The organism is Citrobacter sp. TBCS-14 (assembly GCF_005280805.1).
GTDB lineage: Bacteria > Pseudomonadota > Gammaproteobacteria > Enterobacterales > Enterobacteriaceae > Citrobacter > Citrobacter gillenii.
On the sequence record NZ_SZWM01000164.1, the window covers coordinates 435,918 to 454,888 of the forward strand.

An 18,971-nucleotide genomic window follows, 5' to 3' on the forward strand; every position below is an offset into this window, starting at 1 on the left:
TATAAGCCGTAAAGTAGATGTGTGAAGAAGTCTAAGGGATAACAACGTGGCAAAAACTCTCTTGCGCAGCGGCAATTTGGATGACTATCAGGCCGTGGGCGGCGGTGGTCAGGCCGTTTTTGATTCAGCATTGCAAATTCGTGAAACGCTTCGTCTGCGAAAACAGCAGGCCATGGCCGATTGTCTGGCGATCCCGCAAGTCAATGATAATGGCGATCGGGTTGACTGGTATTCCCCGATTGAAGGACAAGCCGTCGCCTGGAAAACCGCAGATGAAGACGCACGCTTTCGGGCATTACGCTATCTGGCCAGCACGCTGGACAGCGCGGCGACTCTCAGTCGTAAAAGCCTGCAATCGGGTAAAACCTCGCTGCAATTGTTTGGTTCTCTGCTGGAAAAGGCCGTTCAGTTTCCTGGGGAAAATCACGTTTTTCTGGTTGATGGCAAACCGGTGATAACGTTCTGGGGATTCGTCAATCTGAACGAAAACACGCGTGACGATGTGCTCGACTGCTTGCGGATTGCCGATGTTCCTCCGGTCATGCCCGCACCGCAAGCCGAACCTGAAGAAGATATGGTCGTCCCGGAAATCACCTTTGCCGAAGCCGATGCACCTTTACTGACTCCGGTCGTGGAAACACCCAAGCCCGCAGAACCTGAACCGCAGCCCCCGGTCATCGTAAATGAACCCGAGGCCTCACCACCGCCCATATTGCCAACACCTGCGCGTAAACTGCCGCTGTGGAGCCTGCCGGTTGCCGCGGTCATTATTGCCGCTATCGTTGGACCGTTACTGTGGAAACAGCAGGCGACACGCCCTGCGCCCGCGCTGCAGCCGATTGAGGTTGCGAAGGTCGACATCAAGCCGCTACCCGTACTGACACCTTCGCTGCCGCTGCATCGCGCGGAAGTTGTCCCGGTGGTAAAAAAAGAGAAGCCTGCCGAGGGGCCGGTGGTGATTGCCGCGATCCCGAAAGATGCGCTGGTCATGGACGCGAACCAGATGAAGGTCGGCACCACCCGCTTCCTCAACGGTAACTGGCGCGTGATGGTCGACATCAAAGATCCGGTCAGCGGTAAAGCGCCCTCGCTGCGTTATCAGATCCAGACCAATAAAGGCACTGCGCGAGTCGTCCACGGCGACAATGTGGTATGTCGTGCGGAGATTTTCTCCGGTCTGCACCAGTCGGGTGAATTAATGATTAAAAGTCGTGGGAACGCGCGTTGTACGGACGGCTCGCGTTATCCGATGCCGGAAATCACCTGTAAAGCGGGAACCAACGACGTAGCCGCCTGTACCGCACGTTATGACGATCACGCGGAGATCCCCATGACCATCAAAAAGATAGGTGCCTGATTTTATGTTGGTGAATCTGTGTGATTACAAACAGAGCGTGACGCTCATTGCCAATAGCGGCGTACAGTTTCTGGATTTTGGCCTGACGCCGCAGGAATCCGCGCATCACGGGCGCTTTGTGCGCAAAACGGCCAACGGCCCGCTGCTGCGACTGGATTTCGACCTGACAACGGGCCGCTATACGTTACCAGGTAGCACTGGCGGGCAACCCGAAGTGGTCAAGCCAGAAAGCACCCAAACATTACATTATTCACTGGACGTGCTCGACGGCGTCTGGCTGCCGCTGCCGTTCCTGCGCTTTAACCCGCCGCGCACATTTGTCGAAGGCCCGGATAACTGGGCGCGCGTACAGGTGCGCAAGCTGGCACAACCGGACAGTGCGGGCAACACGCACCGTGTGACCGTGGCGCTGGACAGCCAGTTAACCGAGCATGCCCCCGCCGTATTGACGCCAAATGAAAACGATTTGCTCAACGGCACGCGATTTGCGCTGGCCTGGCACGATAAAGAAATCGCTGATTTTCTCGACCAGACGTGGATTGACGGCTGGCTGCGCGAGTCTTTTTTGCACTATGTGACGCAACAAGAAAACCGCGCCGAACAAGAGATCCAGCTCGCGCTGCGAAATTTCGAATATCAGGCGCACTGGCTGAATGTGCTGACCCTGTTAGGCGAGCAGCTTGCCATTCCGGAAGTAAAGCTGGTGACGCACACCCTTAGCACCCCGGCCATTCCCGTCGATCTGATCTTGGATATCGGCAATACCCATACCTGCGGCGTATTGATTGAAGATCACGGTGATGCCAATGACGGGCTACGCCAGACGGCAGAATTACAGGTCCGTTCATTAAGCGAGCCGCAATACCTCAACGATCCGCTGTTCACTAGCCGACTGGAGTTTTCCGAGGCGCGTTTTGGGAAACAGCACTTTTCCGTGGAGAGCGGTCGTGACGATGCCTTCATCTGGCCGTCGATCGTTCGTGTCGGCGATGAAGCCCGCAAACTGGCCATGCAGCGCGTCGGCACCGAAGGCAGCAGCGGGATCTCCAGCCCGCGTCGGTATCTGTGGGATGAAACACCGGTGTTGCACGACTGGCGCTTTAGCCAGATGAATGGCAAAACTCAGCGCGAACCGCTGGCAACTGCCTTCCCGCTGATGAATCTGATGAACGATGATGGCCAACCGCTGTTTAGCCTGCCGCAGGATGACCGGCTGCCGGTATTCTCACCGCAGTACAGTCGCAGCACGCTGATGACTCATATGCTGTGCGAAGTTCTGGCGCAGGCGCTGGGGCAAATTAACAGCGTGGCGACACGTCTGCGCCTTGGTTTTCCGGCCTCGCCTCGCCAGCTGCGTACGCTGATCCTGACCCTGCCGTCGGCGATGCCAAAACAAGAGCGTGAGATCTTCCGCCTGCGCATGTTTGAGGCTATTGCATTAGTGTGGAAAGCGATGGGCTGGCATCCGCAGGATGACGATTTTACCACCCGCAAGCAGCAGGAAAAAAGCGTGGTCCCCGTCCCTGAGATCCAGATGGAATGGGATGAAGCCAGCTGTGGGCAGCTGGTTTGGCTATACAATGAAGCGATTTCACACTACGACGGGCACACCGAATCGTTCTTCAACGCCCTCGCCCGCCCGGACCGCCTGCCGGAACCGGGTGAAGTCAACGGTCGCGCCCTGCGTGTGGCATCAATCGACATTGGCGGCGGCACCACGGATATGGCCGTGGTCCATTATCAGTTAGATGATGGCGTGGGGGCGAATGTCAAAATCACGCCGCATCTGTTGTTTCGTGAAGGATTCAAGGTTGCCGGGGATGACTTGCTGCTCGATGTTATCCAACGCTGCGTGCTACCTGCCCTGCAAACCCGCTTACAACAGGCGGGGGTTACCGACGCCGCCGCCCTGCTGGCCACGCTGTTTGGCGACTCCGGGCGCATCGACACCCAGGCGATTTTACGCCAGCAAACGGCGTTACAGCTGTTTATGCCGCTCGGGCATGCGGTGCTCTCCGCGTGGGAGCAAAGCGATGTTAACGACCCGGTAGCGGGGCTACATGCCACCTTTGGTGAACTGCTGGCCCAGCCGCCAACGCGTAACGTGATGAACTATATCCAGCAGGCCATCGATCATGCGTTGCCTGCGGGCTCGCCGGTTTTTGACGTGCTGAGCGTGCCGCTGCAAGTGCAGTTCAGGCCATTACAGGAAGCCTTGCTGGCCGGGCAGTTTACCCTGACCTCTCCGCTGCACGCCGTGTGTGAAGCCATCTCGCACTATCGTTGTGACATTTTACTGGTAACCGGCAGACCCGCCTGTTTACCAGGTGTACAGGCGCTGATTCGTCATCTGCAACCTGTTCCGGTTAATCGTATGATTTGGATGGACAGCTACCGCGTGCATGAGTGGTATCCGTTTAGCCAGCAAGGGCGCATTGGCAATCCGAAGTCCACCGCCGCCGTGGGCGCCATGCTGTGCAGCCTGGCGCTGGATTTGCGTCTGCCGCGTTTTAACTTTAAAGCCGCCGATATCGGCGCGTACTCGACGGTACGCTATCTCGGCGTGTTAGATAACACGGTTAATACGCTGCGCGATGAGAATATCTGGTATCACGATATCGACCTCGACAAGCCAGGCGCAAAGCTGGACGCGCGCCTGAATTTCCCGCTGCGTGGCAATGTGACGTTAGGTTTCCGCCAACTGGAGAACAGCCGCTGGCCCGCCACCCCGCTGTATACGCTCAGTATCAACTCTGCTGAGCTGGCGAAAACCATCGCCGGTGATGGCGTATTAAATGTGCGTCTACAATTACGTGGCGGTAGCAAAGAAACCGGCCCGGAATACTTCGTCCTCAGCGATGCCTGGCTGCAGGATGGCACACCCGTTGCCGCTAACGCCTTAACCTTAAAACTGAATACGCTGGCAGACCGCCGCCACAGCGGCAGCCATTACTGGATTGATAGCGGGAGTGTGTACCTGAAATGAGCAAGACGTTAAACACCGCACAGGCCGCCATCGAATGGGTAACGGACGTACGTACACGCGCGGCACGCCTGGATGATGAAGCAGATTCCCTGCTGGCTCAGCTCACGTTAGCCGCGGTCAATGAAACCGCGCTCAATGAGACATTCGCCGCGCCGGGTTGTGTGGGATTGTACGGCCACTCACAGGCGGCGAAAGCGCATTTGCTCTGCGCATTGTGCAGCGATTCGGGTGGCAAACTGAACATCACCACGCCGGATCGCAGCATCGATTACTTTACGCACATTAACCCCGGCCATGCGCCAACCAACATGGCTATTCGCTTCACCCGCGACGAAACACCATTGGACAGCGCATGGCCGCTGCGCCTGCGGTTGATGAGCGAGGCGGATCTGGTTCAGCTGTTTATCGCCCAGTTCTGTGCGTTACCTGACAACCGTCAGGTTGAAAAAGCGATCATTGAGACGCGGTTAGAAAAATGGCAGACGCTGCGCCAGCGCCATCCTGTGGCGGGGATCTGCGCACAAGACGTGGCCACCATCGCGCGTTTCTGGCGTTCTCGTGTTCCCTCAAACCAGCAGCAAATTGACGATGCGCTGTGGCACCAGTTTGCCATGCTGCTTCCGGCACTGGATCTCACCACCCGGGCACATGCCTGGGCATTACTGTGGGGAGAACAGCCAGAACTCACGCAGCAGTTTCTGGCACTGGCGCATACGCTGCAGCAAACCGGGCATGCCAAAGAATTAGCTGCGCCGTTTAGCCTGCTGGTCGACCATTTCGGCTTGCCCGCCGAAAGCTTTCTCACTCAGGCGGCACTGGCCGGGAACGACGCGCTAAGTGATGTGGTGGTGCATCCCATTGCCGAAAATCAGTTGCTTAATGCGGTCAGCCTGTCACTGGAATCACTGGCGCTGTTGACCCGCGAACTGGTACTGACGGTAGAAGACACAGTACTGGAGAGCACGGACCTGCTGGATATCCCCCTGGCACCGGATGCGCATCCACACCCGCTATGGCAAGCAAAATTAGGGTGGATGCTGGAGCATTACCGCCAGTGTCTGCAACCCGATGTGTTAGTCATCTGCAACGCGGTATCCACCCGTTCGCAGACGCCGACCGTCACCCGCACACTACTCGGTTGGATCAACGATACCCAACCGCTGCACGATGCTGCGTTACCGGGCGTGGTGTGGGCCATTACCCCACAGGATGCACGTTTTAGCACCCAGCAGAACCTCGATGAAGCCGTTCAGCAATTACTGGGCAAACCCGGACTGCACTGGGGCACGCTACAGGCGCTGGATAAGCACAGTTTACAGCGGCTGGTTGAATGGTTGTCGCAGGCCACTTCGCCCGCTCAGCGTCAGGCTCGGTTTATCTCTCTGCACGAGCAAATCCAGCAGCGAATTCGCGCCACGTTGATGAGCTGGCTACACACGGATGACGAGACGACCGGGGCGAGTGAATCACTTATTCGTCAGTTGCAAGCTCAGGCGGCAAAACATGGCGAGCTGCTGGAGGGACTACTGCCGCCTATGCGCAGCGTGGAGTCGTTGTTACGTATTCAACAACCGCGCGAGGAGCAGGTTAGCGGCTTATTTAATGATGCGATCGACCTGTTTGCTGACGCGCGAGATACGTCTCACCCGCAAGAGAGTGAAGAGACCGGATACCTGGCGCATAAAATGTGGATCAACCATGTGCGCCAGTGGTGTCGTAATGAGAATAACGCGCGTCGCCTGCACCTGGAGCCGGAAACCTTAAGGCAGGTTGCCGACATCCTGGTGACCACCAGTTACCGGCTGGAGATGCCACAACGCCTGCACGCTATTATGCAGCGCGAGAACGTCTGCGCAGCGCAGTTGCACGCGGATATCGGTGATTTTATTACCTGGCTTGGGTTTGCTCGCGTTGCCGAGGAACAGCGCCCTGCCAGCAGGATCCTAAAAGGTGCCGCTATCTTTAGCGCCCCGCCGCAACAACCGATGCGTCGACTGGCAAAACTGGACGAGCAACCTCGGCATGGTGCCAGCCGATACGTGTATGACTGGTTGGTTGCCCTGTACACCCGCGCCAATGAAAACGTCGGCTATCAGCATCCGCTGGACGTGACTGACGCTGACAGGTTGCGATTAATCGCGCTGCTAAAGGCCTGACGACGTCATTAGAAAAGAGAAAACAGGAGTGCGACGGGAAAGCTCATCGGCCACGTCGCCCCGACTAATACCGCGCTGAGAAAGCGAATACGCTTTTTATCGCGCGATAGAAACCAGGTGATGATAGCCGCGATGGCGGCCATTACCGCATAAAAAACCAGCATGTTTTGATACAAAGACATTTAGGGCATCCGGGCCAGAAGGGAAAATCGCGCGCAATATGCTCTTTTTTATGACACACATCAAGTTTTATTCATTTTTTTAAGAAAACTGGCGAGAAAACAACCGCTCTCCGTAATGTTCAGATTTCGTACTATTGCGGATAGTTTTAACCCGTACTATACCCATAAGGGTTAAATCGAAAGGTGGCAAAAATGAATGTTTCCAGTAAAACCGTAGTACTGATAAATCTCTTTGCTGCTGTAGGACTTTTCAGCCTGATATCCGCAAGGTTTGGCTGGTTTGCTTGATGTGACTCTTGTTGATTAATTGCAGCGTCTGCTGGCAGAGAGAACATTCTCTCTGCCATTGATGTGCGATCTTCCCACTGCTTCACCTGCCAGTAAATTATACTTAGTGTGTAATAGCCCTAACCTTTCTGCGGTAATGAGATAGCGAAACCCGGCATGCATTGCCCCCTAAGCGGCCCCGTATGAAGTGGTCTACTGAATTTGGACCCCTTTCAAGAATTGTGTCACTGGGATGGTACATCACCGTCTGATTCGCCCTCACCCGCACTCTCTTTGCTTTGAATGAACCGGAGTGCCAAATAGAGGTCTGGAGCCAGAAGCATGTCATCATCATTCATTGTTGGTCGGCTTTCTTTAAACCAGCGTGTTAATTCCGTTTTCCGGCCCGCAAGGATTAACGTAATCTGTCGACTTTTCAGGTCACGCTTTAACTCATTAATGGTGGCCAGGACACTTATATCTGAATAGGTGAAGCAGGCAACGGCATCAATAACCACCCATTTAGGTTGTAATGTTGTACCATCAACTAAGTTCAATACCCGACGTTTAAAATAAGCCACATTAAAATAGGTCAACGGGGAGTTAAATCGATACATCAACACGCCCGGAACCATTTTAATATCGGTTGAATTACCTAATGAGTGAATCATTCCATTTTCGTCAGTTCCCAGTAAGTGCTCAGAAGGACGAAAGACTGTACGCAGGAACTGTAACAGACCGAGCAACACGGCAAGCCCGATTCCCTGGATTACGCCGATAATTAACACACAGCCAAAGGTGAAGAAGGCCAAACGAAATGCCTGTTTATTTCTTCGCCTCAGGTTCCATAGCCCACGTAAATCAATCAATGACCACGAGGCATACATTAGAACAATACCTAATGCAGAAACCGGAATAAACTGTAATGGCTGAGTAAAAAATACGACTACGATACCGATGAGTAAGGCTGCGACCACGGAAACCAGCTGACTTTTCCCCCCAGTTGAATCATTAACAGCGGTTCGGGAATCGGCTCCACTGATAGCAAACCCCTGAGATAATCCAGACATGAGATTCGCAATACCCAGAGCTCTAAACTCAGCATCAGCATTAATGTCATAGCCATTTTTCGCGGCGAAACTACGGGCGGTCAGCATAAGACTGACAAAACTGACCAAAGCCAGGTTCAGCGCCGGGATCACTAAATCACGCATCAGACCTGGCTGGAACGCCGCCCAGTTAACGACGGGTAAACCAGGCTGAAAACCGTCGCCTCCAATAGTGGTAATCCCATGATTTTGTGCTGATGTTCCCCATACCAGCGCCGTTGTTATCACAATGGCAATCAACGGTGCTGGCCAGTGGCTGCGATACGTTTTGATAACCATTAAAATAACTAACGTTAAAAGTGATAGCCCTAAGGTTAATAAATGACTGTCTGCGATTCGGCCTGGCAAGGCAATTATTTTTTCAATAACCTGCGCCTCATCAAGTGTGATCCCTAAAACCTTACCTAATTGCCCGACAATAATCGTCACGGCTACGCCATTAAGCAAACCAGTAAGAATGGGATGAGAAAGCAGATCGGCAAGTGCGCCCAGGCGAAATTTACTGGCAAGCAGGCACCATCCGCCCATCATCAATGTCATGATGATCGTCAGTTGCCAGTGCAGTTCGGGATTACCTGCAGAGAGGGGAAACACGACGGCCGCAATCACCGCGCAGGTTGTTGCATCAGGGCCAACAATAAGCTGACGTGAAGAACCAAACAGTGCATAAGCGATCATCGGTAAAACGCAGGAATACAGCCCTACGATTGCCCCAACACCCGCCAACTCAGCGTAAGCAATAGCAACGGGTAGTGCGACAGCCGCAACAGATAACCCGGCTTTAACATCATGTTTTAGCCAGCTTTTATCGTAGGCTAATAAATTTTGTAAACCAGGCATGTAATTTAAAAAAAATTTTCCGAACACTTTATTCTCCGGATATTGTTCTTACCCACGCAATGTTGGCACACTTCTGAGTGAGGTTCTGGTTATCTAATGCTCCCGGAATGAGGCCGCCACCGTTCAGGCCCTAATAACCTCAACCATCTTATTATTCTGACTGGTGTTAAACATAGTTCAAAACCGACCGTGCCTTCTGACCCCAAAAATTGTCCGCTGAGTGCCAGCAGCGGACATTAAGCATGGATTTATGTAGGGGAAAGTGCGATTAGTGCAGTTGTAATATTAATAAGATTTCGCTCGCTGCCGAATAATGAGCAAATCCAGTATACGATTGTTGGTACTCCGCTCAATGATACTGCTCCGGCCGATAACATCAACGTATGTATCGGGCCGGTCGTCAACAACTTGCTGTTTTACGTACTTTCGCGAGTCTGGACCCATTCTTCATGGATCTTCTGTACTTTGACCCACAGTTTTTTAAGCGATATCTCAGGAACGTTTTCGAAAGTCAGACCGAATTCTTCATCAAGCACTTCCTGCCACTCTGGTAAAGACGTTGAAATGTGAGTCGTAACGACTTCGCCATCGGTTTTTGTTAAAACGCAACCTCGCAGTATCGTTTTGCCGTGTGGCTTCCGGAGTTGTGCAGTAACAACTTTTGCATATCCGGATTCAGGGGAATGCATATTAAAGTGATGACGGTCTACGAAATCACTCATAGAAGCGGGTTGCTCAGCCATATTCACGCCTGCGATCCAGCACGATGGATCGGCAATGAGATGCCAATCGCCCACGCCGTCCTTGTCCATGGCTTCCATGCCAAACTGCATCGAGTCTTGGTTAACGGTAGTATTCATCAGAGGCATTTGCTCATGAAGCGCATCGCCAAGACCGACATCCACCCACCATCTCCCGTTGGGATTATTTTCACTCGGCAACCCCTCAGCGATGATAGCTGCATGGTTTTCCAGTTTTATATGCTCAGGGCCTTCAGCGCCGTGGACGTTTGCTGGGTGAATACTCACACGATAACCAAGGTGGGTGAGTAGCGTATGTAAGCCGCCATTGAGCTGAAAACAATAACCACCTCGTCGGGTTGTTGCCGCTCTTCTGAAACTTTCCATGGCGTCAATTCCCCAACCCTGACCAAGGTGGATCCAGAATGTTTCGTAAGGGATCCGCTCTACATGAGCTTGATGTAAACGGGTAAGTGCCTCAATGGAGGGTTTTTCTGCGTCAAGGCCAAGGCGAGCCAGATAGGCTTTTACTAAATCGTTCATGTTAATGTCATATTCCTAAGTCTGTGCATGTTGAATTTTCATTTTTGAGAGTTTATCAGAGGGAAGGTTTGGAGCTTTAAAAAGGACTGATGGCGTCAGATAGATTCTAACTCTGCTCCAGGCAATACATTTTCTCTATAATTACGGGCATTGCTAACTGAAAGTGGCTGTATTTTAATATCCACATTCAGTACTGTGTAGCGTCTAAATTGAGAATAATGTTTTCATATTTGAGAGGAGTCGATGGACTTAAATGCCTTAAAGATGTTTGTTCTGACAGCCCGCTGCGGTAGCCTTTCTGCAGCAGCGCGGGAAAACAACATACCGCTTCCGACGCTAAGCCGTAGGATCGCTGAACTTGAGCATGAGCTGGATGTTGTTCTGCTAGAACGCACTGTGAAAGGTTGCAGAGCAACAGAGGCGGGTAAAAAATTGCTGGATCAGGCCAGTTCGGCTATTGATACGCTTAATGATGCCGAGCAGTTCCTCACCACTGCCGATTCCCGCATTACAGGCCGATTACGCCTGACAATGCCTCAATCACTTGAACCGTGGTGGGAAATCATCAGGCAGTTTCAGCGTATATATCCGGGTATTGCCATTAACGTTTATACGACTGAACGTCGAGTGGATTTAGTTTCTGAAGGTATTGATGTCGCGCTGAGAGTTGGAAGCATCTCTGATGATGATGTCGTTGCGAGCCATCTCATGGATTTCAGGCATATTCTGGTCGCCAGCCCGGCGCTTTATCAGGGCAGTGAGCCCCCCAAAGAGCCATCAGACCTGATGAAGTATCCCTGTGCCGCCTGGGGTTCGGTGATAGGCGCGCGTCCGGTGTGGATGCTCGGTGAACATACCTACGATGTTCCAGCGACCTTCATCGTCAATGATTATCTTCATTTGCGCTCTGGAGCCCTTGCTGGCGACTACATTACTGAGTTACCTGCTTTTTTTGCTGCGGAATACATTAATAGTGGAAAACTGATTGAGGTTTTACCCCAGACACGTTTGCCCTACTCATCATTGCATCTGGTTTATAAAAAACACCGACATGTTTCCACGGCGGCCAGAGCCTACATAGAATTCTGTAAGGCTAATGTACACATACTAAAAGAAAAAAGCCGCGTACCCTCAGATGATGAAAGTATGTATCCATGAATTTGAATTATCAGTCAGATAGCGTATGTAGGTAAGGCGGTGACCGATTCACGCTGTGAGTTCAAGGGGTAGATGCAACGCTATCCTTAATCGAAGGGATGTTGCCATGAAACCCAGATACCGGGCATCAGCGAAGTGATGTTCATTAAGAGAACGGAACGCGACTCCAATGTATGTAAATTAGCCTGACCTCGCGGATATTTCCAACTTACCGCCGTCCGATGGCGACGAGGCCAGTGCCGCGCATAGTATAGACCCCCTTCTACTAGTAATTAGCTATCCGTGCGTCTATGGCCATGCGCGGGTACTGATTTTACTCGTGTTTAATCATCACATGGCGGATAACAGTGTAATCCTCGAGTCCATAAACCGACATGTCCTTACCGTAACCGGAGAGTTTTTGCCCGCCGTGCGGCATTTCGCTCACCAACGTGAAGTGGGTGTTGACCCAGGTACAGCCATACTGCAAGCGGGCGCTGAGGCGATGGGCACGACCGACGTCTCGCGTCCAGACCGAAGATGCCAGCCCGTATTTTGAATCGTTAGCCCATGCCAGGACCTGAGCCTCATCATCAAACTGGGTGATGCTGACCACCGGGCCGAAGACTTCCCGCTGAACGATAGCATCGTCCTGCTTCGCGCCCGCCAGCAGCGTTGGGGCAAAATAGTAGCCTGCACCCTCTACTTTTTTACCGCCGGTGATGACTTTGATGTGCCCGAGCGCTTTGGCCTCATCCACCGCTTTGGTGATGCGATCCAAATGAGCCTGAGAGCTTACCGGCCCCAACTCTGTTGATTCATCATTCGGTGAACCGGTTTTCAGGCTGGCGACCGCCGCACCCAATTTTTCGACCAGCGCGTCGTAAATGCCTTTCTGCGCGTAAATGCGACAGGCTGCGGTGCAATCCTGCCCGGCGTTGTAATAACCGAACGTGCGTACGCCGCTCACCACCGCATCGAGATCGGCATCATCAAAAATAATAACCGGGGCCTTGCCGCCCAACTCCATATGCGTGCGCTTAATCGATGGCGCAGTATGCCCAATGATGTGTTCACCGGTAGCAATAGAGCCGGTCAGTGAAACCATGCGCACTTTTTCATGACCGGTCAGCGGATCGCCCACGGTTTTACCACGACCAAACAGCACGTTAATCACGCCTGCCGGGAAAATATCTTTCGCCAACTCCGCCAGCTTCAGTGCCGTTAATGGGGTAATTTCGGATGGTTTAATCACCACGCAGTTACCTGCCGCCAGCGCCGGTGCCAGTTTCCACGCGGCCATCATCAGCGGATAGTTCCACGGTGCGATAGACGCCACCACCCCCAGCGGATCGCGACGGATCATGGACGTATGCCCTTCCAGATACTCCCCGGCCGCCAGGCCGTTGACCGTACGTGCGGCACCGGCAAAGAAGCGGAAAACATCCACAATCGCCGGAATTTCATCATTTAGCACGCAGTGAAAAGGCTTACCGCAATTCAAGGATTCCAGCTCAGCAAATGTCTGCGCGTTTTCGGCGATAGTGTCCGCCAGCTTCAGTAACAGCTCTGAACGCACTTTCGGTGTGGTTTGCCCCCAGCTGGCAAAAGCCTCGTCGGCGGCACGGACGGCTGCATCAACCTGCACGGTTGACGCCTCGGCAATTTCCAGGATCACGTCACCGGTAGCAGGGTTATAGACCGGCTGCTTTTCACCTTCACCGTTGACCAGTTCGCCGTTAATCAGTAATTGATGTTGCATAGCAATTTCCCATATTGTCGTTTATTTACCGTTTCCGGCGAGAGTGTCGCCTTCACGCGTCAGCCACCAGGCCCCTAAAATCGGCAGTGTTGTGACCGCCATCACCAGCAATGCCACTACGTTGGTCACCGGGACATCACGCGGACGTCCCAGTTGATTGAGTAGCCACAGCGGAAGTGTTCTTTCGTGTCCGGCCGTGAACGTTGTTACGATGATTTCATCAAACGACAACGCAAACGCCAGCATGCCTCCGGCCAACAGCGCCGACGCAAGATTCGGCAGCACCACATAGCGGAAGGTTTGCCAGCCGTTCGCCCCCAGGTCCATTGACGCTTCAACCAGACTCCATGATGTGCGACGAAAACGGGCCACAACGTTGTTAAATACCACTACCACACAAAACGTCGCATGCCCCACCACGATGGTCAGGAAGCCGGGTTCCAGATTGATGGTTTTAAATGCAGTCAGCAGTGCCAGACCGGTGATAATGCCCGGTAGCGCAATAGGCAAAAGCAACAACAGCGATATTGCGTTCTTGCCAAAGAAATCCCGCCGCCACAGGGCCGCCGCCGCCAGCGTTCCTAGCACCAGTGCGATGGCCGTCGACAGCGCGGCGATCTTAAGTGACAGTGTCACTGATTCCAAAATATCGCTACGCTGTGCCGCCACGCTAAACCACCGTAGCGTAAGCCCCTGCGGTGGAAAGCTAAAAGCGGCTTCCTCAGTATTAAACGCATAGGCGGCGATGATGAGGATGGGAAAGTGCAGGAAAATCACGCCACCCCATGCGGCCAGTTTGAGTAAAAACGGTGCGCGTTCAGAGTGCATCAAACGCTCCCAGACGCTTCACGAACGCCAGATACAGTGCGATTAATACAATCGGCACCAGGGTGAATGCCGCCGCCATTGGCATGTTGCCGATAGCCCCTTGTTGCGAATAGACCATGTTGCCGATGAAAAAACCCGGCGGCCCCACCAGTTGCGGCACAATAAAATCACCCAGCGTCAGCGAGAAGGTAAAGATTGAACCCGCAGCAATACCGGGGATAGCCAGCGGCAGCACTACATAGCGGAATGTCTGACGCGGGCGGGCGCCCAAATCCGCCGAAGCCTGCAGCAATGACGGCGGTAACCGTTCCAGCGCAGCCTGTACCGGCAGGATCATAAAAGGTAGCCAGATGTAGACGAAAACCAGAAAACGCCCTAATCCTGACGTCGACAGCGTATTCCCGCCCACGGCTGGCAGCGTCAGAAACGCGGTCAGGATCGGCTCCAGCCCGAGATGGGTTAAAAACCACTGCGCCACGCCGTCTTTAGCCAACAGCAACGTCCACGCGTAGGCTTTGACGATATAGCTGGCCCACATTGGCAACATGACGGCGATGTAAAAAAAGGCTTTCATCTTGCCGCTGGTGTAACGCGCCATATACCACGCCATAGGAAACGCCAGAATGGCGCTGGCAATAGTCACCGCTATTGCCATGGTCAACGTGCGTAAAATGATGTCGTAATTCGCCGGGTTAAACAGCGCCTGCAGGTTCGCCAGCGTCAGATCTGGCGTAACGGACATGGTGAAATCGTCAAAGGTATAAAACCCTTGCCACAGTAATGTCAGCAATGAGCCAAAGTAGACGACACCAAACCACATCAGCGGTCCGAGCAGCAGTAAAAACAGCCCCAGCCCCGGATTACGCCAGAAATAACCTGAGATTTTGTTCAACCTGGTGGTCTGGGGAGGTGAATGTAAAACGTTCATCGCCATTCACCTCTCCTCAACCAGCGGGACCATCACGTCACGTGACCACGAGGCCATGACCTGCTGACCCGGCGACAGCGTTGACGGCAGCGTTTCTCCCGTCAGGTTCGCCTGGCTTACCAGCAACTTTTCGCCACCAGCCAGTTTTAGCTCAAACCGCGTCGCGGCCCCCTGATACTGCACCGCCTGAATAACGCCCGGCGCCTGCACTTCTGCGCCAGGATCATTCAAGCGAATGTGTTCCGGGCGCAGAGAGAACATTCCCTGCAGGCCGCAGACATTCGCCGACATGGCGGTATCAAAGACGTTTGATGTCCCGACAAAGCTCGCCACAAACGGCGTGCGTGGGCGCATATAGAGTTCACGGGGAGAGTCCACTTGCTCAATGCGGCCGTTATTAAACACCGCCACGCGATCGGACATCGACAGCGCCTCACCCTGATCGTGGGTAACAAAAATGAAGGTGATGCCCAGCGCCTGCTGTAGTTTTTTCAATTCCAACTGCATCTGTTCACGCAGTTTAAGATCCAGCGCCCCAAGCGGTTCATCCAGCAGCAGCACGCGTGGTTCATTAACCAGTGCGCGAGCGATCGCCACGCGCTGGCGCTGTCCACCGGAAAGCTGCGACGGTTTACGCTCATAAACGAAGCCGAGCGCCACCTTCTCCAGCGCTTCTCGCGCTTTGGCATGGCGCTGTTTTTTATCCATCCCTTTGACCATCAACCCATAGGCCACGTTATCGAGGATCGACATATGCGGAAACAACGCGTAATCCTGAAATACCGTGTTGACGTCCCGCTCCCAGGGCGGCAACTCGCTGGCCTGCTTGCCAAAAATGCTAATTGCACCGCCTGACAGCTGTTCAAAACCAGCTATCAGGCGCAGACAGGTAGTTTTGCCAGAGCCGGATGGCCCCAGCATAGAGAAAAACTCACCATCGTTAATCGCAATACTGACCCCATCGACGGCACGAACATCCCCGTACAATCGCGAGACATTGTTAAATTCCACTGCGTACGTCATAAAACCCCCAGCGGAATCAGCGACCGCCCATAATGGCTATGTAATCTTGCGTCCAGCGACTGTAAGGAACGAACTTGCCCCCTTCGGCGATCGGCGTTTTCCAGAAGGCGATTTTGTCGAAATAGCTATAGCCATTGGTTTCACATCCTTTTTCACCCAGCAGCGGGCTGGCTTTGCATCCCTCAGGCACGACCGGCAGCGATCCAAACCAGGCGGCAACGTCGCCCTGCACTTTCGGGGTTAATGACCAGTTCATCCATTTGTAAGCACAGACCGGATGTTTTGCTTCGCTGTGCAACATGGTGGTATCCGCCCAACCGGTAACCCCTTCTTTTGGGAAGACGGTGGCGACAGGTTGCCCTTCAGCCTTCAGGGCGTTAGCCTGATAAGGCCATGCGCTGGAAGCGACAACACCTTCGTTTTTAAAATCACTCATTTGCACGGTGGTGTCATGCCAGTAGCGATGGATCAGACTATGCTGATCTCTCAGGACCTTAATGACGGCCTGATACTGTTTCTCGGTCAGCTGATAGGGGTCGGTAATGCCCAGTTGTGGTTGGGTGGCTTTAACAAATAACGCCGCATCGGCGATATAAATCGGACCGTCGTAAGCCTGGACGCGCCCTTTATTGCTTTTGCCGTCTTCCAGGGTTTGCGCTACAAACACCACTTTCCAGCTATCCGGCGGCGTTGGGAAGGTCTTGGTGTTGTACATCAGCAGGTTTGGCCCCCACTGATACGGTGTGCCGTACACTTTTCCCCCGACATTAAACCATTCACCGTTGACTACACGCGGATCGATGATTTTCCAGTTCGGAATAAGTGCAGTATTAATAGGTTGAACACGTTTCCCCATAATTAAACGCAGTGACGCGTCACCGGATGCCGTGACCAGGTCATATCCGCCTTTTGCCATCAGGCTAACCATTTCGTCTGAGGTGGCCGCCGTTTTCACATTCACCGCGCAGCCCGTTTCCTTCTCAAACTGTGAGACCCAGTCATATTGTTTATCCGTTTGGCCACGTTCGATATACCCCGGCCAGGCAATAATATCCAGGCGTCCTTCTGGTTTATCTAATGATGTTGGGGGTTCAGCTGCGTGGGCGGTCATCAGTGTCATACTGAGCGCACACAGGCTCGTGAGGGCAAATTGCTTGCTCATAACGTCTTACTCCTGTCGAAAAAAAATAATGAGCGGCAGCCTTGCCGTAAATATATGTCCTTTCCTAAAAGTAGTCGGGGTGTTGGCAGCGTTCCTGCTGGCGCAAGGAAATTTAATCAGGTTGTGAGCTAACGCTCATTACGCTGTCAGTTATTGCAACGTTATTTAATCTTCTGGAGTATAGACAACGAGTTAGATGCACGGAGGGGAATAATTAGAGGTATTGATATTTTGTATGGTTGCACCTGAAGAAATAACATCGTGATTTTACTGGTGCTATTTCAAAAATAAGAATGGGCTATTCTTTTATATTGAATAGCCCATTCATTATTATTTCATCATCTCGCGAATTAATTTCCCAAGTTGTTTCACGGACTGCTCTTCGCGTTCTCCCCAGTGCCATGCGGTATTGAAGCGAAAGAAGCGTGTCCAGGTTCCTGACGTCGAGAACATTTTCCCCGGTGCAATGCTGATATGGTGCGCCAGTGCCTGCGTGCTGAGCTCGCCCGCATCAAGCGGTTCAGGCAGTTCGAGCCACAGAAAATAGCCGCTATCGCTATGATGAATTTTGACTTCCGCCGGAAGATGGCGCAGTAGCGTTTGCCAGGCTTGCTGTTTGCGTTCTGCCAGTTGACGACGTAGCCGACGCAAATGCGCGTCATAACGCCGGGTAGAGAGGTAATCCACCAATGCGAGTTGCATCGGGGAACTGGTTGATAAGGTGCTCATCAACTGAAGCCGCTGAATGCGCCGCGCATGCTTCCCCGCCGCCACCCAGCCAACGCGAAATCCGGGCACCAGGCATTTTGAAAACGACGAACAGTGTAGCACTCTGTCGCCACGATCCCAGGCTTTGGCGGGCAGCGGTTTTTCACGGCCAAAATACAGCTCGCTGTAGACATCATCCTCGATCAGCATCACGTTGTATTTTTCCAGCAACGCGACCAGATGGGCCTTTTTCTCTGCGCTGAGCGTAAACCCCAACGGGTTTTGGCTGTTGGTCATCAGCCAGCAAGCCTTCACCGGATACTCTTGTAAAGCCTGCTCCAGTGCGACGAGATCGATCCCGTCCTTGACGTCGGTGGCAACAGACAGCGCTTTTAAACGCAGCCTTTCAAGCGCCTGCAAGGCGCCGTAAAAACAGGGATTTTCGACAATCACCCAGTCGCCAGGTTCGGTCACCGCCTGCAGGCTCAGGTTGAGGGCTTCCAGCGCCCCGGCGGTAATCACAATGTCATCCGGCGAAATAGTGATCCCCTGCTGTGCATAGCGACGTGCAATGGCATTACGCAATTCGGCATTACCCGGCGGCAGGTTTTCAATCACGCTCATTGCCGTCGCCGTTTTGCTCACCTGCGCCAACGAACGGTTAAGCTGCTGCAGGGGAAATAAACGGGGGTCGGGAAATGCGGACGCAAACGGCATCACCGAAGCATCCCGGCTGGCCTGCAGCATGTCAAAAATATACGTGTTGATATCGACCGCTTCATCGCGCACAACCTGCGATTGCGGGGTTGCCGACTCACGTTCGGGCCGCGCGGCAACATAATAGCCGGATTGCGGCCGCGCAATGATCCGCCCCTGACTTTCCAGCAGCTGATAAGCATGGCCGACGGTCATAAAACTCATCCCACTGGTCGCCACCTGTTCACGTAAAGAAGGTAGACGATCGCCGGGTTGCCAGACGCCAGAGGCGATTTGATCGCGAATTTGTTCCGCCAGCCGTTGATATTTTTTCATGATGATTCTCGGGAGTCAGATGCAGGTGACGCTCGCAGTGTATATCAGTCAATAAAATTAACAACATTCTGACAACTGTTATGGGATTGTGTTTTTACTGCACTGTGAACGAAAGCGGTTAACCACATGCTCACACCGCGAGCCTGCACAGCATCAATTTTCGTCGCGTGCTTTAAATAGAATAAATAATTGATTTTATGGGTGTTTAAAA

The 18,971-nt window shown here is 53.1% G+C and carries 14 protein-coding genes; 5 read left to right on the top strand and 9 right to left on the bottom strand.

Annotated features, from left to right (window positions below; genetic code table 11):
• Window positions 1-46: 46 nt before the first annotated feature.
• Genes FDX22_RS05800 through FDX22_RS05810 form a run of 3 tightly spaced genes read left to right on the top strand, consistent with a single transcriptional unit; the run spans window position 47 to window position 6,499 of the window.
• Window positions 47-1,357 carry an SrfA family protein gene (locus tag FDX22_RS05800; protein WP_146716851.1) on the top strand — a complete coding sequence of 437 codons (1,311 nt, stop codon included), beginning with the start codon at window positions 47-49 and terminating at the stop codon, window positions 1,355-1,357.
• A gap of 4 nt (window positions 1,358-1,361) precedes the next feature.
• Window positions 1,362-4,343 (top strand): virulence factor SrfB, encoded by a 2,982-nt coding sequence (locus FDX22_RS05805; RefSeq protein WP_096759398.1) that lies wholly within the window; start codon window positions 1,362-1,364, stop codon window positions 4,341-4,343.
• A complete protein-coding gene (locus FDX22_RS05810; RefSeq protein ID WP_146716852.1) occupies window positions 4,340-6,499 on the top strand; it encodes a virulence factor SrfC family protein in 2,160 nt (719 codons plus the stop codon). The genes FDX22_RS05805 and FDX22_RS05810 overlap by 4 nt, the downstream gene beginning before the upstream one ends.
• An 8-nt stretch (window positions 6,500-6,507) precedes the next feature.
• Here the strand turns inward: FDX22_RS05810 and FDX22_RS05815 are convergent, their stop codons facing one another.
• Window positions 6,508-6,681, bottom strand: coding sequence for a GhoT/OrtT family toxin (locus tag FDX22_RS05815; protein ID WP_096756988.1), 174 nt, complete (start codon window positions 6,679-6,681; stop codon window positions 6,508-6,510).
• Between the two features lie 192 nt (window positions 6,682-6,873).
• Here FDX22_RS05815 and yncL point away from each other — a divergent pair, with 192 nt between their 5' ends.
• Window positions 6,874-6,969, top strand: coding sequence for a stress response membrane protein YncL (gene yncL / locus FDX22_RS05820; protein WP_115258458.1), 96 nt, complete (start codon window positions 6,874-6,876; stop codon window positions 6,967-6,969).
• Between the two features lie 224 nt (window positions 6,970-7,193).
• On the opposite strand, the gene FDX22_RS05825 is transcribed toward yncL, so the two are convergent.
• Window positions 7,194-8,924: a SulP family inorganic anion transporter gene (locus tag FDX22_RS05825; protein ID WP_146716853.1), complete on the bottom strand. Its 1,731-nt coding sequence runs from the start codon at window positions 8,922-8,924 to the stop codon at window positions 7,194-7,196.
• A 389-nt stretch (window positions 8,925-9,313) separates the two neighbouring features.
• Window positions 9,314-10,180, bottom strand: coding sequence for an arylamine N-acetyltransferase (locus FDX22_RS05830; RefSeq protein WP_117342822.1), 867 nt, complete (start codon window positions 10,178-10,180; stop codon window positions 9,314-9,316).
• Window positions 10,181-10,423: 243 nt separating this feature from the next.
• On the opposite strand from FDX22_RS05830, the gene FDX22_RS05835 reads away from it, so the two are divergent.
• On the top strand, window positions 10,424-11,338 hold the full coding sequence (locus tag FDX22_RS05835) for a LysR family transcriptional regulator (protein ID WP_146716854.1): 915 nt from the start codon (window positions 10,424-10,426) through the stop codon (window positions 11,336-11,338).
• Window positions 11,339-11,651: 313 nt separating this feature from the next.
• Here the strand turns inward: FDX22_RS05835 and patD are convergent, their stop codons facing one another.
• The 6 genes from patD to FDX22_RS05865 all read right to left on the bottom strand — a co-directional run bounded on the left by patD (window position 11,652) and on the right by FDX22_RS05865 (window position 18,760).
• Window positions 11,652-13,079, bottom strand: a complete 1,428-nt coding sequence (gene patD / locus FDX22_RS05840; protein ID WP_146716855.1) for an aminobutyraldehyde dehydrogenase — start codon at window positions 13,077-13,079, stop codon at window positions 11,652-11,654.
• A gap of 21 nt (window positions 13,080-13,100) precedes the next feature.
• Window positions 13,101-13,907: an ABC transporter permease gene (locus tag FDX22_RS05845; RefSeq protein ID WP_096756981.1), complete on the bottom strand. Its 807-nt coding sequence runs from the start codon at window positions 13,905-13,907 to the stop codon at window positions 13,101-13,103.
• On the bottom strand, window positions 13,897-14,841 hold the full coding sequence (locus FDX22_RS05850) for an ABC transporter permease (RefSeq protein WP_096756980.1): 945 nt from the start codon (window positions 14,839-14,841) through the stop codon (window positions 13,897-13,899). The genes FDX22_RS05845 and FDX22_RS05850 overlap by 11 nt, the downstream gene beginning before the upstream one ends.
• Complete coding sequence (locus tag FDX22_RS05855) at window positions 14,842-15,858, bottom strand: ABC transporter ATP-binding protein (protein WP_096756979.1); 1,017 nt, start codon at window positions 15,856-15,858, stop codon at window positions 14,842-14,844.
• 16 nt (window positions 15,859-15,874) lie between these two features.
• A complete protein-coding gene (gene ydcS, locus FDX22_RS05860; RefSeq protein WP_117342825.1) occupies window positions 15,875-17,020 on the bottom strand; it encodes a putative ABC transporter substrate-binding protein YdcS in 1,146 nt (381 codons plus the stop codon).
• 330 nt (window positions 17,021-17,350) lie between these two features.
• Complete coding sequence (locus FDX22_RS05865; RefSeq protein ID WP_146716856.1) at window positions 17,351-18,760, bottom strand: PLP-dependent aminotransferase family protein; 1,410 nt, start codon at window positions 18,758-18,760, stop codon at window positions 17,351-17,353.
• Between the last annotated feature and the right edge of the window lie 211 nt (window positions 18,761-18,971).

Coding starts and splice junctions, on each gene's coding strand:
- FDX22_RS05815 (WP_096756988.1), bottom strand. CDS start 6,681: ATGTCTTTGTATCAAAACATGCTGGTTTTTTATGCGGTAATGGCCGCC.
- FDX22_RS05835 (WP_146716854.1), top strand. CDS start 10,424: ATGGACTTAAATGCCTTAAAGATGTTTGTTCTGACAGCCCGCTGCGGT.
- FDX22_RS05805 (WP_096759398.1), top strand. CDS start 1,362: ATGTTGGTGAATCTGTGTGATTACAAACAGAGCGTGACGCTCATTGCC.
- FDX22_RS05830 (WP_117342822.1), bottom strand. CDS start 10,180: ATGAACGATTTAGTAAAAGCCTATCTGGCTCGCCTTGGCCTTGACGCA.
- yncL (WP_115258458.1), top strand. CDS start 6,874: ATGAATGTTTCCAGTAAAACCGTAGTACTGATAAATCTCTTTGCTGCT.
- FDX22_RS05845 (WP_096756981.1), bottom strand. CDS start 13,907: ATGCACTCTGAACGCGCACCGTTTTTACTCAAACTGGCCGCATGGGGT.
- patD (WP_146716855.1), bottom strand. CDS start 13,079: ATGCAACATCAATTACTGATTAACGGCGAACTGGTCAACGGTGAAGGT.
- FDX22_RS05850 (WP_096756980.1), bottom strand. CDS start 14,841: ATGGCGATGAACGTTTTACATTCACCTCCCCAGACCACCAGGTTGAAC.
- FDX22_RS05855 (WP_096756979.1), bottom strand. CDS start 15,858: ATGACGTACGCAGTGGAATTTAACAATGTCTCGCGATTGTACGGGGAT.
- ydcS (WP_117342825.1), bottom strand. CDS start 17,020: ATGAGCAAGCAATTTGCCCTCACGAGCCTGTGTGCGCTCAGTATGACA.
- FDX22_RS05865 (WP_146716856.1), bottom strand. CDS start 18,760: ATGAAAAAATATCAACGGCTGGCGGAACAAATTCGCGATCAAATCGCC.
- FDX22_RS05810 (WP_146716852.1), top strand. CDS start 4,340: ATGAGCAAGACGTTAAACACCGCACAGGCCGCCATCGAATGGGTAACG.